The 23,290-nt window shown below is 68.6% G+C and carries 16 protein-coding genes and 1 pseudogene; 4 read left to right on the top strand and 13 right to left on the bottom strand.

Annotated elements, in window-relative coordinates; genetic code table 11:
- Positions 1-263: 263 nt before the first annotated feature.
- On the bottom strand, positions 264-1,424 hold the full coding sequence (locus tag R6Y94_RS34195) for an alkaline phosphatase PhoX (protein WP_318400428.1): 1,161 nt from the start codon (positions 1,422-1,424) through the stop codon (positions 264-266).
- A gap of 431 nt (positions 1,425-1,855) precedes the next feature.
- Positions 1,856-2,341 carry a phosphotransferase gene (locus R6Y94_RS34200; RefSeq protein ID WP_318400430.1) on the bottom strand — a complete coding sequence of 162 codons (486 nt, stop codon included), beginning with the start codon at positions 2,339-2,341 and terminating at the stop codon, positions 1,856-1,858.
- Between R6Y94_RS34200 and R6Y94_RS34205 the strand changes: the two genes are divergently transcribed.
- From R6Y94_RS34205 to R6Y94_RS34215, 3 genes are all read left to right on the top strand, one after another.
- Entirely contained in the window at positions 2,286-3,128 is an 843-nt protein-coding gene (locus tag R6Y94_RS34205; protein WP_318400432.1) for a helix-turn-helix domain-containing protein, read from the top strand. The genes R6Y94_RS34200 and R6Y94_RS34205 overlap by 56 nt on opposite strands.
- 74 nt (positions 3,129-3,202) lie before the next feature.
- Positions 3,203-3,814: a dihydrofolate reductase family protein gene (locus R6Y94_RS34210; RefSeq protein ID WP_318400573.1), complete on the top strand. Its 612-nt coding sequence runs from the start codon at positions 3,203-3,205 to the stop codon at positions 3,812-3,814.
- Positions 3,815-4,233: 419 nt separating this feature from the next.
- A complete protein-coding gene (locus tag R6Y94_RS34215) occupies positions 4,234-4,722 on the top strand; it encodes a pyridoxamine 5'-phosphate oxidase family protein (RefSeq protein ID WP_318400434.1) in 489 nt (162 codons plus the stop codon).
- A gap of 266 nt (positions 4,723-4,988) precedes the next feature.
- Here R6Y94_RS34215 and R6Y94_RS34220 read toward each other — a convergent pair whose 3' ends face one another.
- Complete coding sequence (locus tag R6Y94_RS34220) at positions 4,989-8,528, bottom strand: carbohydrate-binding protein (RefSeq protein ID WP_318400436.1); 3,540 nt, start codon at positions 8,526-8,528, stop codon at positions 4,989-4,991.
- A 324-nt stretch (positions 8,529-8,852) separates the two neighbouring features.
- Positions 8,853-9,707 carry a helix-turn-helix transcriptional regulator gene (locus tag R6Y94_RS34225; protein WP_318400438.1) on the bottom strand — a complete coding sequence of 285 codons (855 nt, stop codon included), beginning with the start codon at positions 9,705-9,707 and terminating at the stop codon, positions 8,853-8,855.
- A 102-nt stretch (positions 9,708-9,809) separates the two neighbouring features.
- Here R6Y94_RS34225 and R6Y94_RS34230 point away from each other — a divergent pair, with 102 nt between their 5' ends.
- Complete coding sequence (locus R6Y94_RS34230; protein WP_318400440.1) at positions 9,810-10,508, top strand: SDR family NAD(P)-dependent oxidoreductase; 699 nt, start codon at positions 9,810-9,812, stop codon at positions 10,506-10,508.
- A 204-nt stretch (positions 10,509-10,712) separates the two neighbouring features.
- Here the strand turns inward: R6Y94_RS34230 and R6Y94_RS34235 are convergent, their stop codons facing one another.
- The 9 genes and pseudogenes from R6Y94_RS34235 to R6Y94_RS45420 form a co-directional block, all read right to left on the bottom strand.
- Positions 10,713-12,854, bottom strand: coding sequence for a S9 family peptidase (locus R6Y94_RS34235; RefSeq protein ID WP_318400442.1), 2,142 nt, complete (start codon positions 12,852-12,854; stop codon positions 10,713-10,715).
- Positions 12,855-13,241: 387 nt separating this feature from the next.
- Positions 13,242-13,655: a DUF3592 domain-containing protein gene (locus R6Y94_RS34240; RefSeq protein ID WP_318400443.1), complete on the bottom strand. Its 414-nt coding sequence runs from the start codon at positions 13,653-13,655 to the stop codon at positions 13,242-13,244.
- A gap of 243 nt (positions 13,656-13,898) precedes the next feature.
- Positions 13,899-15,062 (bottom strand): glycoside hydrolase family 113, encoded by a 1,164-nt coding sequence (locus R6Y94_RS34245; protein ID WP_318400445.1) that lies wholly within the window; start codon positions 15,060-15,062, stop codon positions 13,899-13,901.
- A complete protein-coding gene (locus R6Y94_RS34250) occupies positions 15,059-16,585 on the bottom strand; it encodes a glycosyltransferase family 2 protein (RefSeq protein WP_318400575.1) in 1,527 nt (508 codons plus the stop codon). Before R6Y94_RS34250 ends, R6Y94_RS34245 begins: the two co-directional genes overlap by 4 nt.
- A gap of 2 nt (positions 16,586-16,587) precedes the next feature.
- A complete protein-coding gene (locus tag R6Y94_RS34255; RefSeq protein ID WP_318400447.1) occupies positions 16,588-18,168 on the bottom strand; it encodes a glycosyltransferase family 39 protein in 1,581 nt (526 codons plus the stop codon).
- A 59-nt stretch (positions 18,169-18,227) separates the two neighbouring features.
- Entirely contained in the window at positions 18,228-18,770 is a 543-nt protein-coding gene (locus tag R6Y94_RS34260; protein WP_318400449.1) for a hypothetical protein, read from the bottom strand.
- Positions 18,767-20,866, bottom strand: a complete 2,100-nt coding sequence (locus R6Y94_RS34265; protein WP_318400451.1) for a galactose oxidase early set domain-containing protein — start codon at positions 20,864-20,866, stop codon at positions 18,767-18,769. The genes R6Y94_RS34260 and R6Y94_RS34265 overlap by 4 nt, the downstream gene beginning before the upstream one ends.
- 167 nt (positions 20,867-21,033) lie before the next feature.
- A complete protein-coding gene (locus tag R6Y94_RS45415; protein ID WP_412102951.1) occupies positions 21,034-22,245 on the bottom strand; it encodes an RCC1-like domain-containing protein in 1,212 nt (403 codons plus the stop codon).
- A gap of 147 nt (positions 22,246-22,392) precedes the next feature.
- Positions 22,393-23,286: pseudogene (locus R6Y94_RS45420) on the bottom strand (RCC1 domain-containing protein); the annotation flags it as partial.
- Between the last annotated feature and the right edge of the window lie 4 nt (positions 23,287-23,290).

Raw genomic sequence — 23,290 nt, forward strand, 5'->3', positions numbered from 1 at the left:
CCGTACCGGTCCGGCGTCGGGCTCTCGTCCTCCAGCGCCCGGATCACCCCGGTGGACGTCGACCGCACACACCGGTGCGGGTTCTGGCGAGCCCTCTCGGCACCCTTACCCTGGCGCGGTTCACCCGCCGTATTCCGGCACCGGACCGGCCGCCCAACGGTCGTCCGGGTGGCCCCGCTGGGCAACCGGCGTGGGGCGGGCGGTTCGGGCGGCGCAAACGTCTGTGGTGGTGGTCGTGGTGCGGGACGGGCGGCCGGCCGGGCTCAGGTGCGGAACGGTCCGGTCACGCAGTATGTGATGCCGCCGGAGGAGGAGCCCGAGGTGCCGCGCTGGGACGAGAAGTACAGCCGATTGCCGGCCGGGGTGAACGCGGGACCGCAGATCTCCGACGAGCCCTGGCCGGTAATCCGCAGGAACACCGAGATCTTGTCGTCCGGCGTGATCATGCAGATCTCCATGTTGCCGCCGTCCTCCGCGACATAGAGATCGCCGAACGTGGAACCAGTGATGTTGTCCACGCCGGTCAGCGGCGCCGCGCCGGGACTGACCAGATTGTCGTCGTAGGCGAGTTCGTAGGTGTTGCTGCCGAGGTTGAGCTGCCAGACCCGGTTGTCGCCCTTGGTGGTGAACCACACCGTGTTGTTGGAGTAGTAGCAGCCCTCGCCGCCGTTGAACGACTTGGCCCCGGAGACCTGCGACCGGGTCGTGGTCGGGGAGCCGTCCGGGTCGGGCACGGCGGCCCAGCTGAACGAGCCGGAGGTACCGCTGCCGGCGACCAGCACCTGCAGCCTGCCCGTGGAGAGATCACCCCAGGTGTCCGGGATGTATCGGTAGAACTTGCCGTTGCTCTCGTCTTCGGTGAGGTAGATGACCCGCCGGTCCGGGTCGGCGGCGGCGGCTTCGTGCTTGAACCGGCCCATCGCCGGGCGGACCACGGCGGTGCCGCCGAGCGGGTAGGTTTCCCATACCCGACCGAGGCTGACCTCTTCGCAGGACAACCAGGTGTTCCAGGGCGTCCTGCCACCCGCACAGTTGTTGGTGGTGCCGGAGAGGATCCGGGACGCTCCGGTGACGGCTCCGGTGGAGTCGAAGAGGATTCGGGACGCACCGCCGCCGGAGCCGGCGCTGGTCTCGGAGTTGGACACGTAGATCCAGCCGTTACCGTTGGCGAAGACCGCACCGCCGTCGGGGGCGTTGTGCCAGGTGTACGAGGTGCCCGGGACGACCTGACCGGAACGGGCGACGATCTGGCTGGTGAAGCCGGCCGGGAGCTGAATGCCGTGTCCGTTGGCCGCCAGCAGCGAACCGTACGGGCCGGGCGCCACCTGCGCCGGTGCCGCGTACGCCGCCGACCAAGCGGTGAACGGCAGCGCTACCGCGCCGGCTCCGAGTACCGTGGCACGGAGCATGTTACGCCGATCCATTGTGGACCTCCTTCTGGGCGGGTCCGACGAACGTAACGGCGTGTGCTTTCGCGGAGCCGGTACGTAAGTGAACGGCTGCCGTCGACGCATCGACGTTCTCCGACCCGGAATCCCCCGCTGGGGTGTACGCCGATCGCGCTGGGTGGCGGCCACCCGCAAACGCGCCGTCACCGCCTGGCCGGATAGACAAGACCGGGACACGATTAGTGGCCAAGCAGCGAGGCCCCGCCAGCGACCGCGACCAACCTCATCCACCGGTACGCGGGCGCCCCCGTCGAGCCGGCGGCTGCCGGCGCGTGCCGGAGCCTGCGCCGGCAGGCCGGTGGTTACCGGATCGTGGTCGCCCCGGATGCCCTCGACCCGGCCACCTTTCGGCAGCTACGCAGAGCAGGCGCGGCGGGCCGCAAGGGCCGGCCCGGGTTCGTGCAGCCTCACCGCCGGGATTTCAGCACGGCGATCTCGGGCCACGGGTCCAAGCCGTGCTCGACCAGCCAGCGGACCGCCCGCAGGCTTCGCAACGACCACCACGCGCGGATCACGTCGAGGTCGATGTCGGTGCCATGGCCGGTGATGACGTCGCCAAGGTGCTCCTCGTGTCCGAGCGTCAAGCTGCCGAGGTCGTACAGGGCATCGCCCTGGCCCGCCTCGGACCGGTCGACCACGCCGGTGATCTCGTCAGTGTCGACGGACACGTGGGTGACCTGCAGGTCGCCGTGCGTGAACACGGCCGTTCGCCTCACCGTTCTGTCGGCTTCTTCGGCCGCGCTGCCGGCGCTCGGCCGAGCAGCGGCGTCTCTGCCTGGTCGGTTGCGCTCAGCAGGGCAGCGATGGGCGTCCTGTGGGGGCGACCACACTGGGTCCATGGAATACGTCGGCCAGGTGCCAGCCCCGCCGCTCGACCGGCTCGTCGACGACATCTACTGCCTGACCGGGGTCCCGCGGTACCGCCGGATGAACGTCCCGCCGATGCCATCGGCACACCTGTTCATCAACCTGGGCGAACCCATCCGGGTCTGGGATTCCGATCCTTCGGTGCCGCCGACGCTGTTCACCGATGGCTGGTTCATGGGCGTATGGACCAGGCGGTTCCTCGTCGAGTACCCCACCCGGGTGCGGCTCGTCGGGGTGCACTTCAAGCCTTGGGGGATTTCGCCGTTCGTCGACATGCCGGCGACGGAGCTGCGGGACCGATGGGTGCCGGTCGACGCCGTCTGGCACCGGTCCTTGGACCGGATTCGCAACCAGGTCAGCGACGTCGCATCGGCCACGGAGACGCTGCGGGTGCTGGAGGAGGAGCTGCGATCGCGACTTGCTGAGGCACCCTCCGGCGGTCTCGACCTGGTACAGCACACCGGCGGGCGGTTGGAGACTTTCCACGGCGCGGTCTCGGTCGGCGCGCTGGTCGATGCCGCCGGGGTGAGCGGCACCCACCTGGCCAGGCAGTTCAAGTCCCACGTCGGGGTCACCCCGAAGCGGGTGGCGCGGATCTACCGATTCGCGCGGCTGATCCTGTCCGTGGACGCCCCGCGTCCGGTCGACTGGTCACAGCTCGCCCAAGCGGCGGGCTACTTCGACCAGGCCCACTTCAGTAGGGAGTTCAAGGACTTCACCGGCCACACCCCGACGGAATACCTGGCCCTGCGGCGCCGGTTCCCGGCCGAGCAGGGGTTCCCGCCAGACAGCGGTCCGATGCCCGCTGTTTGATTTTTTACAAGCCCGGTCGCCCTGGGGCGACAAAGATAATGGGGCGAATGCGCAAGACGATTCGAGGAGAACCTGTGGGCACGGTGATAATGCACAACGTGGTGTCGCTGGACGGCTTCATCGCCGACGAGAACGACGACGTCGGGCCACTCCACGATTGGTACTTCAACGGCGACACGCCGATCACCGAAGGCGGCGAGCAGCAGTACGATCACTCCGGAGTGGGAAGCCGCTTCAAGGTCTCACATGCGTCGGCGGAGTACGTCCGGACGATGTGGGATGGCATCGGCGCGATCGTGATGGGCCGGCACCTGTTCGATCTGGTCAACGGCTGGGAGGGTCATCCGCCCGCGGGCGACCACGTGGTCGTGGTGTCCCACCGGCCCAGGCCCGCGGGCTGGCACCCCGAGGCGTCGTACCACTTCCGCCATGACGTGACCGCTGCGATCGACAAGGCCAAGGAACTCGCCGGGAAGCGGGACATCGCCGTGAGCGCCGGCAATGTGGGTGGCCAGATCTTCGGCGCAGGACTCGTGGACGAGGTGGCAATGGATGTGGTACCCGTGGTGTTCGGGTCGGGCAAAAGGTACTTTGGCGGCATCGACCGGCAGCATTTGCTGGAGGATCCCCACGTGGTCGTCCACGGCGATCGGGTACTGCACCTGAGGTTCAAGATACGCCGATAGACCCCGCCGGGGTGCGACCTACGCTCCTCAGTGGATGCCGGAGATCGCGGCGGGTGTGCGGCTGTTGGCGCGTCCGGCGGCTTGGGTGTCCGTACTGTTGATCTGTTGTCTTGGCTGCAAGCCAGTGTCACGAACCCCGTCCGCTCTGGTCTGAACCGGAGTTGTGGCGCAATGAACCTTCCTCAACCTCCCCTGCGGTCCGGGACCGCAAGGTCGGACGCGCTGCGTGACCACCGCTCGGTCCAGTTGAAAAATGCTCAAATGTCCAGCAAGAGCCCCGGCCGGCGCCGGCGTCGAAGCGTCATCGGCGTCGATGCCCACGAGCACGTCCACGTCGCCGTCGCGCTACACGACATCGGCACCGCCGCCAGCGGCGACCACCTGCAATACCGGACCGTCCTTAGGAGGGCATCCCCCCGATGACAGCCGACGATATCGCCGCACACGCGCGGGAGTTGCTCGACGCGAACGGATTCCTGACCCTTGGCACGGTCGACCCGAGTGGCCGGCCCTGGACCTCCCCGGTCTACTTCGCCGCATCCGGCCTCCGCGAGTTCTACTGGAGTTCTGAGACCGACGCCGTGCACTCACGCAACCTCACCGAACGCCCGCACGTGAGCATTGTCGTGTTCGACTCCAGCGTCCGGCCCTACCACGGTCGGGCCCTGTACGCGGTCGGGCCGGCGTACGAGTTGCAAGGCGACGACCTCGAGCGCGGACTGCAGGTGTACCCCGGGCCTGGCGACCGGGGCGCTACCGCGCTGACCCGGGACGACGTGACCGGATCCTCCCCGTACCGCCTCTACCGGGCGACCGCGACCGACCTGTGGGTGCTGTGCCCACGCGAGCCGAGACAGCCATGCCCGCTGCACGGTCTCGCCAAGGACCACCGAACCCGCATCGAATAGGGCCCGCGCGGATACCCGAGAACCCGCGAATCAACCCCCGAGCCACCGAGCTCCAACACCAGGTCACCACGGGAGAAGACAGTCGAAGCTCCGACCAGGTTTCGCTGGTCCGGCGTCGGCCCCGCGTCCCCGGGGGCGGGACCCACGGCTGAGTATTCGAGCCCCACAAGTCGCAACTGGCGTACGTAGAAGGGTGCCACTCGTGGCTCTCGGTGCAGCAGGGAGGGCCGGCCCCTGCGGACCGACCCTCCCCCTGACGTCCGTTGTCAGTACGTGCCGAGGTCCTGCCACGGGCCGTTGGGACCGCCGGGCTGCTGGTTCCGGGTCCACCACTTGGCCTTCCAGGTGTGGCCGTTGTACGCGACCACCTCGCCGCCGGTGTAGACCCAGGACGCGGTCCAGGCCCGGACGTCGGCCCCGGCCGCCGGCACGAGAGCGCCCTGCTCTGTCCACGAACCAGTCGTGGTGCTGCCGGGCTTCTCGTTCTGCGTCCACCACTGGGCGATGTAGATCGCCCCGTTGTATGACACCTGGTCGCCGTTCTTGTACACCTTCTTCGAGTCCCAGACCGGAACCGCTGGCTTCGGCCCGACCAACGTGAAGGCGATGGTCGTGACGTTGCCCGCCACGTCGTACACCCTCAGCTCGTTCGCCCCGAGCACCGCCCCGAACACACCGGGCTTCACCCCGTTGAGATCGGAGTAGGTGTTGTCGGTCAGGTCCTTCTCGACCCCGTTCAGGGCGAGCTTGTCGACCTTGCCGGCGTCGAACAGCTTGAAGGAGACAATGCGGTAGACCCCGTCCCTACCCTTCGACTCCGGTTTGACCGTGATCGTCGGAGCAGTCGTGTCGGGCGCAGCTGGGACGGAGATGTCCGTCCTCATCGGGGGCAGCCCAGCCTCGTCACCCAGATAGAAGCTGGCGAATCCAAACTGATCGTAGCCGGTGTTCTTGTTCGCCACCCCGAGGCGGTACATCGGGTCGTGCATCAACGTACGGATGCCGTACTCGGTCGGCGACAGGGTGGTGACGATGGCCAGCCGGTTGCCGGACGCGCGGAGCACAAGCTCCTCGCGCCAGTCGCCCAACAGGTCGGCCTTGAGCGTGGGAGTGCTCTTGTTGCCGGTCGAGGTGAGGCCGGTCGCGAGATACGAGGAGGTCGCGAAGGTCAGGTCGTCGACCGTGCTGATGGTCGCGTTGCTGGCGGCCATGGCCGTCAGGCCACCGCCGAACCAGATGGCGTACTGGCCGCTGCTCACGTTGTGGCTGCCGTTCAGGAGCTCGCCGGTGACCATACTCCTGACACCGTTCTGCGAGTGTCCCTGCGCGCCGGGCCAGCGGTTCGAGAAGTTGCCGGCTACCGCGCCCTCCGCGTCGGTACCGGCGTACACACCGAAGATCATCGAATTCTCGTGGACAACCTCGCCCTGGTCGTTGCGCCGCTTGCCCTTCATCGGGTCGTGCGCCTCCGGGCCGGGCATCCAGCCATGTTGCCTACCGGTGCGAATGTCGTCCAGCAGGTTCTCCTCGCTGCCGGACCACATGCGGACGTTGTTGTCCTTGTCGACCGGGAGCAACGCGCCGCGGTCGCCGTGGCGGAGCGGAGCCCACGTGTTCAGCGGGTTGTTCCGGACCGCGTCGGTGGCGAACTCGAAGCTGCCGGCAACCGGAGGAATGCTGTTCTGCCCCTCGATCGTGGGCATGGTGTCGCCGTTGATCACCTCGGGCAGGATCTTGGTACCGTCGGCGTTCAGGTCGAGGACCATGGCTTTCATCACGATCTCATCCCGGCCGTCGCCGTCAAGGTCGCCGGACGAGGTGTGGTGGTTGCCGCGGTTCTGGTAGTCGTAGGCGGTGCCGCCGAGGGACCAGTACTGCGGGTCGGCCGAGTCGAAGCTGGCCTGGAGGGCGACCTTGCCGTTGACGATACGGAAGGCGGCCATAGTCGTCCTTGCGTAGTAGCCGCGCTGGGAGACCGCAAACTGGTTCTCGCCGTCCAGGGCGGCCACGACGCCGACGTAGCGGTTTCCGCGGTTGCCCTGCGCGTCGCCCCACGCGGCCGCTTTCCAGGGATGCTCAAGCCAGTAGGCCTCCGAGGGGGCCATCATCTGCGACTTGTAGTCACCGGGGCCGCTACCGGCGCCGGGGCCAGGGTAGGCCAGGTAGGAGAAATTGCCGCGCTGGGTGGCGGGCGTCATGGCCCAGTTGTCGCCGTCGACGCTGCCCTCGTAGGGGAACGGGTACTTGGCGCTGTCCATGAGTACGCCCTTGCCGGCGTCGGCGTCCCACTTGAAGGCCGAGAAGAACTCCTGGTCGTCCTTTGCGGGGCCGATCGGGCCGACGTGGTAGGTCTTGATCCACCGCTTGAGGGCCGGATCGTTGACTCCGTCGTTGCCGCCTCCGGCCACCGGGCTGCGGTAGCTGATGGTGAAGCTGTTGAGGAGCGACCAGTAGGTGTCCAATGCTGCGGTGTTGCCGCTGGCGAAGTACTCCTGGAACTTGTCCGTGGTCGTTTTCAGGCCGTCCTCGCCGCCCACGACGGTGTCGAGGGTGTCCGGATACACGACCGACTGCGACGCCTCGTCCCAGTTGCCGATGCGGGTGCCCAGCCCGGTCTTGAGCATCAGCTCAGCCTTGCCGTCACCGTCGAAGTCCTCGCTGAACAGGGTGGTCTCGTGGTCGTTGGCCGCTCTCACGTTGTAGCCCATGTCGACGCGGAACAGCAGGCTGCCGTCCAGCTTGTACGCATCGATGTATTCTGGTGCGGTTGTCGTGTTACTGCCGCCGAAGATCGGCTCGGAATACATCGGGTCTTGCTGGGTGCTACGCCACTTGACGACGATCTCATATTCGCCGTCGCCGTCGAAATCGCCCACCGTCATGTCGTGCGTGGAGTAGGCGCTGCTCTGCGACGTGTGTATCGCGCCAGTGCTGGTCTTCGCGTAGGGAAGCGACGTGCCGGAATCCAGGTTCTCTACATACTTGATGAACTCGGCTTCCAGCTCGTTGTACAGCGCTTCCGTGATTTTGCCGTTCACGAGGGAGTTCGTCAGCGGCCGAGAGGCGGTGTAGGTGGCGACGCCGAGAGCGTTGGGGGTCATGTTGCGCTCGTTGAGCGTGGCGACCCAACCGTCCAACTGCTCCTGAGTCACGGTCGCCTGATCGTCATACGCCACACGGAATGCTCTCAGCAGATCCATGTCGACGACGTACCAGTTCTGGTTGCCGGTACCCGGGATGACCATGTTGGCCGCGTTCAGATTGGTGCCTGGGCCGAACCGCTGGCCACGGTAGGTGAAGTGCACGAGCGGCACGGGAGCCGGCGCGGGCTTGAGCGGGATGTAAGTCGCCGCACCCCTGTCGGCCTGGCCTGCCTGGCCGGCCAGGGCTGACAGCATGGGCACGCTCATACCCTGCCTCTCGCCCTCGACGCCGTCGATGACCGGAGCGACCTCATAGATGGAGGCGACAACGCCGTCCGGGTCGGTGTAGTTGGACGGGGTGACGTCTTCCTTCACAATGCCGGGGTTCGTGTCGTAGTCGCTTTCCGGCTGAACGTCCCTAGGCGCGATCGTGGTGATCTTCACGAAGTCCGCATCACCGTCTTTGCGGTAGACGTTCCAGGAGATGCCGTCAGGTTCGTTGCCCAGAAAGCGCCAGCTCAGCAATATGCCGTCCGGGGTCTGGGCGGCGACCAAGCCTCGTGTCAGATACTCCATCTTGCGCGGGCTGGACGCGGGGGCAGCGCTCGCGGCCGGAGAGCTGAAGCCGACCAGGGACAGGCTCACGGTCAGCGTCAGGGCCAAGGGTACGAGTTCACGTAGTGTCTTTCGCACTTTTGTTCTCCATCTCGCATCGCACTCCGTTGGGCAAGCGCTTTCCAGCATCCTGCCGCCTCCCGCTCGGTCGCGCAAGATCCAACTTGACCTCGCGACCGGCATCTCGCCTCCGGCGCCGAGCAGACCAAGGCCGGCCTCGCCAAGCCCGCACCGAAGCCGAACCCAGCCGACGCGACCCACGCCCGTGACGATGAGCGGCCGACGGAGGCAGCCTTGCCGAAGATCTCATCCGCGCAGCTCAGGCGACGCCTCGGTGGGCTTCGTTCTGGCGGCGTGGCGTAGGTCCCGTAGCTACGGACCGGAGATACCGGACAGGAGAGCCAGTCGCAGTTTGGTCTCGTCCTCGGTATCGGGGGCGGCGGTAAGGATCACGATCTTGAGCTCTGCGTCGCCGTCGATCATGACGTCGCAATCGACCGCGATCGGCCCGACCGTAGGGTGCTCGACGATCTTGCGGTCTTCGCGGTGTGCACCGACCGCGCCGGCAGTCCACAGCTTGGCGAAGCGTTGGTTGCCTGCGGTGAGTACCCGGATCAGGTTGGTCAAGCGGCTGCTGTTCGGGAAGCGTCCGGTGGCCCGGCGCAAGTCAGCCACGATGGCGGCTTCCACCTCGTCGCGCGTGAGCGAGGTCACCGGCCACTGCGACAGCCGGGGACCGTCGCCATCGATCGGGAAGCTGTCACGGGCGAAGCTGCGAAGCGCCTGCGGCGTCGCTGACGGGTCGCCAAGAAGCGCCGCCCAGCCGCGATTCCACCAGATCAGCTGCCAATCCGCGGCGAAGACCGCGACGGCAACGTCACCGAGTCGGTTGAGAACTCGGTGGATGCCGGGCGGGATGTGGTCAGAGATCTCGCCTTCGGCGGGAGGGACCAGCCGGGCCAGCCGAAACAGATGGTCTCGTTCCGCGTTGCGGAGTTGCAGGGCGCGAGCGAGTGCGGCGACCACCTGTGCCGAGGGGGTGGTGAACCGTCCCTGCTCCAGGCGTACGACGTAGTCGACCGAGATCCCGGCGAGCTCGGCAAGCTCCTCCCGGCGCAGGCCCTTCGCTCGGCGCGCGCGGCCACTTGGCAGCCCCACGGCTGCTGGAGAGACGCGGTCGCGCCAAGCGCGCAGAGTCGCACCCAGCTCCGTCGCGTGAGTGGCCATACGACCGATTGTCTCGCGCGGCCAGTTGCCGAGGGTGGTAGCAGTGTTCCCACCGTCGCCTCGTCCCTGGCACACTTCGCGGCACGGGCAAACGATGGGCGCATGACGATCACCTTTGTCACCGGGGCCAACAAGGGCCTCGGCTACGAGACCGCCCGTCGCCTCATCGAACAGGGCCACACCGTGCTACTCGGCGCTCGCGATGGAAAAGCCGGCGCCGCGGCGGCCAAGAAACTCGGTGCCCGCTTCGTCCAGATCGACGTCACCGACGACGAGTCGGTCGCGGCGGCGGCCGCCAACGTCGAGCAACACGAAGGTTCGGTCGATGTGCTGATCAACAACGCTGGCGTTCACGGCCCGCACGGCGCCCCGAGCCGGTTGACCGGTGCCGACGTCCTGAGCGTTCTGGACGTCAATCTCGTCGGCGTGGTGCGCACCACCACGGCGTTCCTCCCGCTGCTACGACGTTCGGCCGACCCGGTCGTCATCAACGTCAGTAGCTCGATGGGATCTCTTGCCGCCACGCACGATCCGTCGCGACCCGAGTCACGCGTGATCGCCCCCGCCTACACGTCCTCCAAAGCGGCGCTCACCATGCTCACGACCCAGTACGCCAAGGCGCTGACCGACATCCGCATCAACGCGGCCGACCCCGGCTACACCGCGACCGATCTCAACGGGCACACCGGCCCTCAGACCGTCATCGAAGGCACCGACGCCATCGTCGCCCTTGCCACCGAAGGCCCGGGACACGGATCCGGGCGTTTCGTCGACCGCACCGGTGAAATCAAATGGTCCTGAACCGCTGGATCGTCCGAGTGGTATGTCGCTTGAACAGTGATCCGTTGTAGTGCGGGTGGGATGGTGCCTGCGGCGGGGGCTTGGAAATGACAGGTGGACAGCGGGCTGAGCGGGAGCGGCTTGCTCGTTCGCCCACCGCGCCGACTCGGAAGGTACGCCAGGCCAAGGCGTTGTCGTGGGCCGCGGGGATGTCCGACACCGGGACTACGTTGCGCCGGTCCTGTCGGGGTCGGCCACGACGGTCGCGGCAGTGCCCAACGCCGTGCGGAGGAAGTCCACCTGGGCGTCCAAGAGGCGCGCAGCGTAGCTTTCGCTGATCATGTGGGTGCCGGAGGGTAGTGGCAACACGTTGTGTGGCCGCCCGGCGGCCAGTAGCTTCGCGGAAAGCTGTAGCGTGTGGGTCGGATGGACGTTGTCGTCCAGCAGTCCGTGGATCAGCAGCAGCGGCCGCCGCAGTTCGGGAGCGTAACCGAGCAGTGAGTTGCGGTCATAGGCTTCCGGGTTGTCGTCGGGGTGGCCGAGGAAACGCTCCTGCCAGTGGGTGTCGTAGCGGCGTTGGTCTACGACTGCTGCGCCGGCGATCGCGGCGTGGAACACATCGGGGCGGCGTAGCACGGCCAGCGCCGCGAGGTAGCCGCCGTAGGACCAGCCGCGGATCCCGACGCGGGTCAGGTCTAGCTGCGGGTATCGGCGTGCTGCCTCACGCAGGCCGTCGACCTGATCCTCCAGTGGTGCCGTGCCGCGGTCTCCGTGCACCAGACGCTCCCAGCGTGGGCCGCGGCCTGGGGTGCCGCGCCCGTCGACGATCACCACGGCGAAGCCCTGGTCGGCGAACCACTGCGAGGTCAGGTACACCGACTGCGCGGCGAGTACCCGTTGGCCTGCCGGCCCGCCGTATGGGTCCATCAGCACCGGAAGCGGGCCGTCTTCTGGCTGATAGCCGGTAGGAAGGATCACGGCGGTCCGCAGCCGGAAGGGGCCGGCCTCGAACAGGTCGACCCGAGGGGTCAACGGCGGCCTCTGGGCGTGGCTGGTGAGTCGGGCCGGAGATCCGTCGACGGTTCGCAGAGTGGTCTGCGGGTCCGGCTCGTCCAGGTTGCGGCTCATGAGGACGGTCGTTCCGCCCGCTCGGTGGCCGTCGTGCACACCGGGAGCCGTCAGCCGGGACAGTCCGGCAACGGCGGACCAGGTCCATACGTGCCGCTCGGTCGGGTCGGTCGAACCGGCGAAAAGCACGATGTCTCCGTCGACATCGAGAATCTCGTGCACCTGCAGTCCGGGTGGCGTGACGGGCTCGCCGCCGACGAGTAGGTGCCGGGTGTCTTCGGTGTCGGCGGTCCAGACCAGAGCGCCGTCGGCGGTACGTGCTGGTACACCGGGCACCAGCGATACCCAGGCGGGATCCGTCTGTTCGTGTTCGACGTGGCTGGCGCCGGTGTCCGGATCGACACGGAGCACCCGGACGCAGCTCTGGGACCGGTTCTGCACGGCGATGGTTAAACCGTTGCGGTCCCAGGTGACAGCGGTGAGGTACTCGAACTCCTTCCGGTTCCAGTCGACCTCGACTCGGCTCCCGTCGAGGCCGAGGACGACCAGGCTGACATCGGCGTTGGCGGTACCCGCGGCCGGGTAGCGCATGGTTACCGGCGTGGCGGTGGGGTCGGCGGGGTTGGCCAGGTGCCACACCTGCACGGAACTCTCATCTACTCTGGCCGCGACCAGGCGCTGACCGTCCGGGGCCCACCACCAGCCCCGTCGGCGGTGCATCGACTCGGCTGCGACGTGTTCGGCGAGTCCGTAACTCACCTGCGGGGCCTCCGGCGCGGCCAAGGTCCGCATGCCGGTGCCGTCGACGTCGACGACGTACAGCCCACCGCCGCTGACGAATCCAACGGACCGGCCGTTCGGGTCTGGCCGGGGATCGACCACACCACAGGCGGACGGAAGGGTCCGGGTAGCGCCGGTGGCCGGGTCGAGCACCACCAGTTCGCCGCCGAGCGCCACCGCGACGATCGACTGGTCAGCATCGCAGCTGTACTCGATGACCCCACCACCGGTCTCGCGGGCACGCTCGCGGCGGCGCCGTTCGGCCGCAGGCAGGTCACCGTCGTCGACAGCCAGCTCGCGCGGGTCCAACAGCAGCCGCTCGCTGCGTGCCGCCACGTCGTACAGCCAGAGACATGCGATTGGGTCGTCGCCAGCACGCGTGCGGGTGAACAGCATCTGACGTCCGTCCCCACGGATCTGGAACCGTTGCGGCAGACCATGGGTGAATCTGCGGGTACGGGCCTGCAACTGCGGGAAGCTCACAAATAGCCCTTCGCCGTACGACCGGACACGCAGCATAGATCGGCGACGGCAGCGCGGCGAACGGATTCCAGAGCCGCAAACCACTTCGTGGGGTATCCACAGCCCTGGCTCCGCGGCCCAGCCACGGTCGTCGCTGATGCGTTCAGCATCCTGGGCAGGGCATGCACCACCGCGATGTTCTCCCGTGCGTCCGTCCGCCGAAACCGCCATGAAGGAGGTCCAAGGTAGCGGCGACGTCCCGGCTCGCCCCGGACATCCTCGTTTGGCCATCCGATCGGCGAGACGGTTGGCCTGCTGCCGCGAGGCTCGCCGATCTCAGCCACCCGACGGTCCGGCAGGCATCCGCCGGTCACGGTCTTCGAGGCAGAAGCCCGGCTCGCCGCCCAGGGTCGTCCGCGGACTGGCAGCCAGGGGCGTGCCAGGTCACATCGTTCCTTCGGGGCCGATGAGCAGGAACAGGACGATGACGAGCGCGAAGCATAGCCCGAAACAGATGAACATTCCGCCGACCCAGCCACCGCGCATCGACGTGCCTTGGATGTAGGCAAGCGTGGGCTTTTTGGGGTGGTACAGGACTGTGACCGGGCTTCCCTCACGCAGGGGCCGCCGCCCGATGTCGCCGCCCTTGGTCGTGATCTCGCGCCCGTCCTCGGTGATGAACTCGACGGTCGCGTCCCGGATGTGGTTCCCGTTCTCCGCAGGCACGACGTTGAGCTTGGTGATTCGCCCGGGGACACGCACCGCGCGGGCCCGGAACAGCCAGGATCTGGCCAGCAGGAAGATCCCGGCCAAGATGAGGCAGATCCCGAGAACCGCTAAGAATGACAGCTCGTCCACAAAACCTCCCGGTCGCCTGCGGCCCATCGACCGGACCGTCGGCGGCAGGCTACAGCAGGCCCTGCGAACTCCGGCATGCCGAGATCGCCTCCTGCACACGCCTGACGAGTCCCGATCAGGGCACTCCGCAGTCGGCAAACCTTTCCGAACCGCCCGGCCTGCTACCGCCCATCATCGCGGCGTGACCATTAGCGGCCAGATAGCTCCCACCAAGTCGATCTGGCCGACGGCTCGGCCAGCCCGTCAACCAGCCCGTTTGGCGTCCTTTGTGAAGCAGCGCGCGATGTTCTGCTCGCCCGGCCGGCCCAGGAAGTCCATCGGGGACTTGCCCGACGGCTTCGCCTTCGGGTCGGCGTCGAGGTTGATCATCCAGAAGTAGATGCCGGCAAGGTCCCGCTCGCGCATCACCTGGCAGGCCGCGTCGAACCAGCGCTGCTGGATCTCCGGCTTGATCGAACCCTTGGCGTGCGGTGACCACGGCTCCTCGTACGCCCCGGGGCGCGCACCGATCGCCACCTCGGCCAGGACCAGGTTGCGGATCGGACCCTCGCCACGGTTGTCGTCGAGCCAGTCGTTCCACCCGTCGACGAGCCGGCTCACCGGGGCGCTGTCACCCACCTTCAGCGGCGGGTACGCGTCGACGGAGAGGGTGACGCCCGACGCCGGACCGGTCTTCCGGAGCCGGTCGTGGTTGGCGCTGTAGTCGAGTTCCCCCTTGTACACCGCCTTCACGCCGGTCGCGACCGTACGCCAGCCGGTGGTGCTGCTCTCCAGCGAGTTCAGCTCGGTACCGACGACGAACGTGGCGACCTTTGCCGCCTCGGCCACCTTCGCGTACTTGACCAGCATGTCTCGGTACGACGCGAACCACTTCGTACGGCTCTGCGGGCGGATCGAACCCCGCCACATGTCCGGGTCGTCCGTGGTCAGGTTGCGCTCGTTGAGCATCGGCCGGACGGCGGTACGCAGGCCGCGCTTGTTGGCCTCGTCCAGCACGATCTCCAGCCGGGCGGGCGACGGGGTGATCGGATGGTCCATCCGCACCGCGCTGGCGTACGCCGAGTCCATCACGAACGAGAACGAGACGGAGATCGAGTTTGCGCCGAGCTCGACCACGTGGTCGAGCACCTTCTGCGCCTTGGCGCGCACGATCTGGTCGGTGTCGTTCTCGTTGTTCTCCCAGTAGATCGCGATGCCGTGCTGACGCATGCCGGGCTGCCACGGCAGGCGTACCTTTGTCACCTGCGGCTCGGCCGACGCGCTGGGGCCGGACGCGGCCCCCGGCGGTGCCTGGGAGAGGCGGGTCAGCGGGCCGCCCTCGCCGGACGAGCAGCCGGCCGCCAGCAGCACTGCCAGCACCGTGGCGCAGCGCGCCGCCGCCCTTCCCCGGATGCCGACGGTCCTCATATCGGCTTTGCGATCACTACGAACTGCTGCTGGCCGCCGCGCAGGTGCCGGATCAGGCCACGGATCGCGCCGGCCCCTTCCATCAGCGAGAAGATCGGTACGAGCAGGATCACCGCTATCCCCTCCCACCACCGGTACTTCGCCCGGCGGGAGACGCTCACGTTGATCCGCAGGCCCTCCGTGTAGAGCCAGATCGCGTACGCCATGTTGAGCGCCCAGATCGGCAGCACCAGGAGGGTGATCGGCACCGTGTCGTACGACCCGAGCACCCAGCCCACCAGCATGATGGTGCCGATGTGCTGTAGCGGGCTGACCACCCAGGTGAACGTCGAGTACCCGATGTAGAGCCGGTCGCGCAGTGGAATCCGGTCGTCGAGTGCCAGCCCGATCAAGCCCCACGCCCACCGTTCCCGCTGCCGGAAGAAGTCCCGTACGGTGGCCGGCGAGGCGCCGTAGCAGCGGCCCGCGAACCAGGCGCTCCGCCCGGGGTACCGCCGGCTGAAGATCAGCGCGAACTGGGCGTCCTCGACGATCGCCTCGGGGCCGAAGTCCCAGCCGATCTCGGCCTCCACGGAGGCACGGACGAGCAGCAGCTCGCCGTGCACGCCGGCCAGCGGGTAGCCGCCACCGGTGAACGCTGAATAGATGGTCACGTCCGCGATCGGCCGGCTCGCGTCGGCCAGCCAGGTGAGCCGGTTGCGGGCGTGCTCCCGTGGGTAGGTGAGGATGCCCTGGGCGAGGTGGCAGGCCTTGTCGCCGAGGTCGCGCTGCCGCTCGATGAGGCGAGCCAGCGCGATCGCCGTGTCCAGCCCCACGCCGGTGTCGTCGTCCATGTGCAGCACCCAGACGTCGTCCCGGTCCTCGTGCTGGGCGATGCGCAGCTCGTGCACGTAGTTGTTGGCCCGCGACTTGAACTTGGTGCCGTTGACGGTGTGGTAGCTCCGGGGCACGGTGACGACCCGGATGTACCGGCTGACCTCCCCCAGCTTGTAGATCTTTTCCGCCGCCTCGCAGCCCTCTTCGATGACGACGTCGACCCGCAGCTTGGGGAAGCACTCCGGCAGGTACGTGATGTACGAGTGCACGACGCGGTCGAGCGCCGGGTAGGTGTCGTGCCGGCCGATTGTCGGTACCACCACCACGAGCCGGTCGCGGCACCGGATGATCTGGTCGTCGTCGGCGGTGAGCCGGTCGCGGCGCAGCCGCCGTCGTGTCACGAACGCGCCGGCCAGGCCGAGGATCGTCCCGATCACCGGATACGTCCACAGGACGGTCACCACGGCACCGAGCGGCCCGGTCGACTTGACGCTCAGCCAGAGCGTGACCCCGAGGACGACGACGAACCACGCGACGAGCGGCCACATCCGGGGCAGCCAGCTCGCATGACGCTGCGCCATCGTGGTCGCACGCGTTGTGATCGGGATGCGTACGGCCGGCATGACGTGCGTCTCGCCGGAGCGCTGTTGCGGGATGATCTGGGTCCGCTCATCCGGCTCGTCGCGGCGCGAGGCGGCGACGTGCATCGTCACGCGGGGTCCTTCCGGGTCAGCAACGCGACGGTATAGCCCGTTGTCCACCAGCTTTCCGTGACATCATAACGTTCCTTCAGGACGTCCTTCTTCGCTCCGTCGAGGTCGTCCAGGGGGTCGCCGTACTCGCCCAGGCGGAGTACCCAGAGCCGCTGCGTCTCGCCGAGCCGGGCCGCCACGTCCTGGTGCTCGCTCGCCACCATCCACCCGTCGGTACGCATCGGGCGGTCCATCAGCAGGTCGGTCGGGCGGCGGTCCGCCGGCAGGTAGTGGGCGATGATGTCCCGGTTGAGTGCGCCGGGACCACGGTCCTTGAGCCCGTACACGATGCCGTCGCCGGGGCGGTAGTCGCGCTCGATCAGTGCCACCACCGCCTTCGTGTCCTGGTACCGGAACGATGACTTGCGCACCTCGGCGTGCCCGGGCAGGGCGAGCACCACCAGCGCGACCATCGCCGAGATCGCCGCGAGCAGCCCGCGCTTGGCGAGCAGCAGGCCGACCAGTACGGCCCAGCCGACGATCGTGTAGAGCACGTACCGCTGCTGCCAGATGTGCACGACCGAACCGAGCGCCATGAGCAGCCCGACCGGTACGACGCCGAGGCTGATCGCCACCACGGCGCCCCGCTCGCGGGAGATCGCGGCCACGCCGAGGGCGATCACCGCGCCGCCGATCAGCGCGCCGCCGAAGAACTCCAGGGCGTACGCCTCGACCTGGTGCAGATCGGTGAACGGGATCCAGCCGATCTGGGTTCCCTGCTGGCGGCGTCCGATCAGAATGATCGGCAAGAGCGGGATCAGCCCGGCGATCGCGCTCGGTGTCCACCGCCACAGCAGCTTCGGCTTCATGAGGAGTACGGCCAGGCCGTGCGCGGCGAGCAGCAGCAGCGCGACCAGGTGCATCAGGCCCAGCGCGGCGACGGCGGCCGCATACATCAGCGCGATGCCGAGGGTGAACCGCTCCAGCATGCGGAGCAGCAGCAGCGTGGCCGCCGCCGCGGCGAGTGTGGCCAGCGCGTACGGGCGGGCCTCCTGCCCGAAGCGGGTGGTTATCGGCAGGATCGCGAAGGTGAGCCCGGCGAGCAGGCCGATCTGGTGCGAGCCGAGCCGGGTGCCGATCCGCCCGACGACCGCGGCGGCACCGACCATCGCGAGCACCGACGGCAGGCGCAGCGACAGGTCGGAGTCCCCGAAGGCGATCGTCCAGATCCGGATCAGGACGTAGTACGGACCGATGGTCGCGTCGGTACCGTCGAGCTGGCGCCACAGCTCCGACCACGACACGGTGGTGATGCCCCAGGTGGCCAGCTCGTCGGCCCACAACCCGGGCCCGGTCAGGCCGATCGCACACAGCACCAGTGTCACGAGAGCCGGTGCGCCCCAGGCGATCCGGCCCTGCCAGGCCGCCCGCCGCTGCCGGCGCTCGGCCTCCTCCTCGGTCGGCGACTTCGGCAGCAGGATGGTCGCGTCCGTCGCGGGCTCCGGTGTCTCCACCAGACCCACCCGGCGCGGCAGCGGGATGTGCACCTCTCCGTTGGGGGTCGCCACCGGGAGCTGCGAGCGAGCGGCCCTATTCATCGGAGCAGGATAGAGCAGTGCCGGCACATGCAAATCCCCTTGTCGGGCAGGCGATTGTGTCAATCCCCAGCGCCACACGCGGTCCCGTCGTCGTTGCGATCCAGACCATGCCGGTCGCGCCCACCGGTGATCTTGAGCGGCTCGAACCCGCGCTCTCGCAGCCAGCCGCACCTGTCGGTCACACCGTCCGGAAACCTCCACGGTACGCAGACGTCGCGGTCGCCGTACGCGTGGTCGCAGCCGTCCGTACCCTCGGCGATCTCGACCCCGGCGGTGGGCGACGGCCGCGCCCCGCGCGGCTTGGCACCCGGCTGCTCGGCGAAGGGCTGCACGTACGGCGGTGGCGACCCCACCGGGCCGGTCGGATCCGGCGCGTCGTCGCGCTGCCCCGGCTCCGACTCACCGCCGCTCTCCAGCACCGGCTCGTCGGCCGGCGCCGCCGAGGTGCCACCGCCCCAGAGGATATCGGGGTCGCCGCCGCCGGCCACCAGCACACCGACGACGCCGACCACAAGCACCACCAGCACCGCCGCAATGCCGAGCTGTCCACGGCGACCGCTGGCCCTCAGCCAGCCGGCGACGGCACGGAACCAGCGACTCATCCGAGCTTGACCCACTTGGCGATCGACGGTACGCCGTTGGCGTTGTGCACGAAGAGCATGTACCAGCCGGGCGGGGCCAGGTTGGGGTTGCTCGTCACGTTCAGGTCGATGGTGTTGCCGTTGACCGTCATCGGCAGCTCGACGAACCGCTGGTTGGGATCGGACGAGTGCGTGACGGCCGCAGGCCGGATCAGCGACGCCCGGGTCACCGCCGAGTTGACGGTGATCCGCTGGGTGCTGCCGTACCCCCAGTTGGTCCGGGCCAGGGTCTGGATCACCGGCCGGGCGCCCCTGAAGAGGTACGGCGGCGAGTAGATCGAGATCCGGGTGTCGAACGACCCGTTGCCGGGGTTGTCGCCGACCGCCATGACCCGCCCGTCGGGCAGCAGGAACGCCGACGAGTGGTACGTGCGCGGCACCGGGTCGGTCGCCATGCCCTGGCGGAACCGGTTGGTCTGCGGGTCGAAGATCGACGCCTCGAAGACCGGGTCGGCCCGGTTGTGCAGCGCGCCGCCGGTCTCGAAGACCGTGCCGTCAGGCAGCAGCACCAGCGAGACGTACATCTTGCCCTGGCCGTCGCTCTGCGGCACGCCACCGGTCAGCGTGCCCTGCGGGAGCGGCGGACCCGGCTCGTACCGTGGGCTGGCGGCCTTGAGGTCGATGATGTCGGTCAGCCGGTGAGCGGTCGCGCCCGCGTCGCCGTTGCCGCCGCCCACCGTCAGCACCCGCTGCGCCTGGGCCGGCGGGAGCAGCACGCTCATCGACTGGTCGCGCTCGTCCTTGCGCTGGAGTCCGGGCACGTCGGTGATCGCGCCGGTGCCGTAGTTGTAGATCGACGCTCCGCTGCCCGGCAGCCCGACGCCGAACGTGTGGCTGCCGGTGTAGAAGAGCCGGCCGTCCTGCATCAGCACCATCGCCGGGTACAGGCCCCACCAGGACCAGGTCTGCTTCACCTCGTTCATCGGCAGCCACCGCTGCTGGGCCGAGCTGAAGTAGTCGGTGGTGGTGGTGCCGGTGGAGTCCTCGCCGAGGCCGCCGAGCGAGAGGATGTCGCCGTTGCCGAGCATGGTTGCCGACGGGTACCAGTGGCCGGCGAGCATGTCGTTCGTCCGGCTGTACTTGTTGGTGGCCGGGTCGAAGATGTACGAGTTCTTCAGACCCTGGTAACCCACGGTGCCGTCGGCGCTCGGGTAGTCCTTGTTGCCGCCCATCACGAGCACCCGGCCGTCGCGCAACTGCACGTGCCCCGCGCAGAAGAGGTCGACCGGCGTGGCGACGTTGGTGAAGGCGCCGGTCGCCGGGTCGTACACGGCGGTCTTGAAGGTGCCGGCCTCGAAGGCGCTGGGGTCGTTGCCGGAGCCCGCGACGAGCAGCACCTTGCCGTTGTGCAGCATCACCGCGTGGATGCCGCGCACCGTCGACTCGTACGGCATGACCTGCCACTTGCCCCTGGTGCAGCCGGTGGCGTCACTGCACCCGCTGGGGGTGGGCGTCGGCGCGCTCACGTCGACCATCGAGTAGTCGTCGGTGGTGAGCGTGCCGGTGCTGTAGATGCTGACGCCCCAGGTGATCTGGTCGGTGTTCGCCGGGATCGGGGGCGTACGCACCACCTTTTGCTGCCAGGCGGTGGTCGCCGCGAGCGTCGCCGGATCCAGCCAGTACTGCCAGCCGTCCCGGGTGTCGTGCCGGAACAGCGTGATCGCGTTGGCGGCGGTGGTCGACTTGTACCAGACCGAGAGGTCGTACTGGCGACCGACGGTGACGTGGGGAGCGCACTCCGCGTTCTCCAGCATCATCGCCTTCCGGTCGCCCGAGGTCAGTTCGGTGATGGCGATCCGCATGGCCCGGTTACCGCTGCGCGCATCGGTCGTCGGGCCGAACGTGTACGTGTTGTCGCCGAAACCGGACCGCTCCCAGCAGGTCGGGAACCCGTCGGCGCCCAACGTCTCCAGCCCTGGATTCCGCACCAGGTTGGTCGCCGCCTGGGCCGGTGTGGCGGCCAGACCGACGGTCAGCAGGAGAGCGAGGGCGAGCAGCCGGCCGAGTCCGCGGCGGAGCTCCGGGCTGAACATCGGAACGGCTTCTGCGGGAGGCACGGCGTCTCCTGTCGATCCTGTCTACACCTGGGCCGCCCCGCAGCGTACCGGTCATCGTCGCCCCGGCCAACGCGGGCTTCCGGCACTCTCCGGGTGGAGCGATTCGCGGTCCAGCAAGCAGAAGACCGGCAACGCAACGAGAAGACCGGACCCGGCACCTGCGGCCGCTATCGGGCGAGGCTGTGGTGCTCGCCGGCGGTGACGTCAACGGCCGGGGTGGCGAGGGGCTGGGTCGTCGGCACCGGAACCTGGCTGCTGACCGGTATGTCAATGTTGCCGAGTTGGCCGTAGTTGTTGCGTCCCCAGCCGAGGACCAGGCCGGTGGAGGTGGCGGCGAGGCTGTGGACACTGCCGCCGGCGACCGCGGTGACGGTGGTGCCGGCGGGCAGTGACACGGACACCGGCGTACTGCGGTTGGTGATGGTGCCGTCACCGAGCTGGCCGACGCTGTTGCTGCCCCAGGCGAGCGCCTGCCCGGCGGAGGTGACCGCCAGACTGTGCAGGAGGCCGGCGGCGAGGCTCGTGACGGTGGTGCCGCCCGGCAGTGACACGGGCACCGGCGTACTGCGGCTGGTGGTGCTGCCGTCACCGAGCTGACCGACGCTGTTGTATCCCCAGGCCAGCACCGGGCCGGCGGCGGTCCGGGCGAGGCTGTGGAACCCGCCGGCGGCCAGGCCGGTCGCGGTGGTGCCCGCCGGCAACGACACCGGCACCGGGGTGGTACGGGAGATGGTGGTGCCGTCGCCGAGCTGACCGTAGGTGTTGTTCCCCCAGGCGTAGACCTGACCGGTGGTTGTCAACCCGAGGCTGTGCACGTTATAGGCGGCGATGGCGGTGATCGTGACGCCGGTGGGGAGTGACACCGGTACCGGGCTGGTGCGGGAGACGGTGGTGCCGTCACCGAGCTGTCCCGCGCCGTTGCGTCCCCAGGCGTAGACCTGACCGGTGTCGGTCAGGGCGAGGCTGTGCGCGAGTCCGGCGGCGACAGCGGTGACCACGGTGCCGGCGGGCAGCGACACCGGCACCGGGATGCCGCGGCTGGTGGTCGTACCGTCGCCGAGTTGACCGTTACCGTTGGCTCCCCAGCCAAGCACACCGCCTGTGGAGGTGGCCACCAGGCCGTGGTGGTAGCCGGCGGCGACGTCGCCGACCGTGGTGCCGGCCGGCAGCGCGACCCGGCCCGGGGCCCGGTAGTCGAGACTGGAGCCGTTGCCCAGCTCGAAGGATCCGTTTCTTCCCCAACCCGCTACCGGCGCCGGCAGCCGCGACCCGAGCGTCACCCTGAAGGAGGCACCGACAGCGACGGCCGTCACCGAGACGCCGACCGGGAGCGTTGCCACCGTCGGTGTGGAGCTGTCGTCGGTACCCCAGACGAGCACCTGTCCGGTCGAGGTGAGGCCGAGGCTGTGGCTTCCGGCGGCAACGGTGGCAACGGTGGTGCCGGCCGGGAGCGGCACCGGCACCGGCACCGTACGACCACTCCCCCACGTCAGTACCTGCCCCGTCGGGGTGGTGGCCAGGCTGTGCGAGGAACCGGCGACGATCTCGGTGACCGAGGTCCCCGTGGGCAGCGACACCGGCACCGGTGTGGTCCGTTGGGTGGTGGTGCCGTCACCGAGCCGGCCACCGCCGTTGCTGCCCCAGGCCAACAACTGGCCGGTGGAGGTCAGCGCGAGACTGTGGGCGCTCCCGGCCGCGATGGCGACAACCGTGGTGCCGGCGGGTAACGACACCGGCACCGGCACGTGGCTTCGCTCGGTGGTGCCGTTGCCAAGTTGGCCGGCGTTGTTGATGCCCCAGGCGTACACCTGCCCGGTGGAGGTCAATGCCAGGCTGTGCCCGCCCCCGGCCGAGATCGCGACGACCGTGGTGCCGGCCGGCATGGCCGCCGGGACGGGCCAGGGTTGGGACTCTTCCGCCATGCCGTTGCCCAGTTGCCCGAACTCGTTCGCTCCCCACGCGTATACCTGCCCGGACGAGGTCAGCCCCACGCTGTGGCGCTCAGCGGCAGAGACCGCGACCGCACTGCCCGCGGGCATGAACGTCAGCACCGGAGTGGTCCGCACGAAGTCGCTCCCGTCGCCGAGCTGGCCGAAGGCGTTCTGCCCCCAGCCGTACACGTACCCGTCGCTGGTGATTGCCAGGCTGTGGGCCCCACCCGAGCTGATCTGGGTGTATGTGGTGCCCGTCGGCAGCAACACGCGCACCGGCAGCGGGCGCGGCGTATCGGTACCGTCGCCCAGTTGGAAGTATTGGTTGGTTCCCCAGGCGAGAACCTCCGTGCCGGTGACCTCCGCCGCGGCCGGTGCCGGCACCGCGGTCACCAACCCCGCCGCCAGCAGGAGCGTGCCGAGGTGTGGGCCGGCACGCCGGCCAGTCCGACGACAGCCGATGGTCAGGATGGTGCTGGCAACGGACATGACA

Origin of the sequence: Plantactinospora sp. KLBMP9567 (assembly GCF_033446045.1) — a bacterium.
Lineage (GTDB): Bacteria > Actinomycetota > Actinomycetes > Mycobacteriales > Micromonosporaceae > Plantactinospora.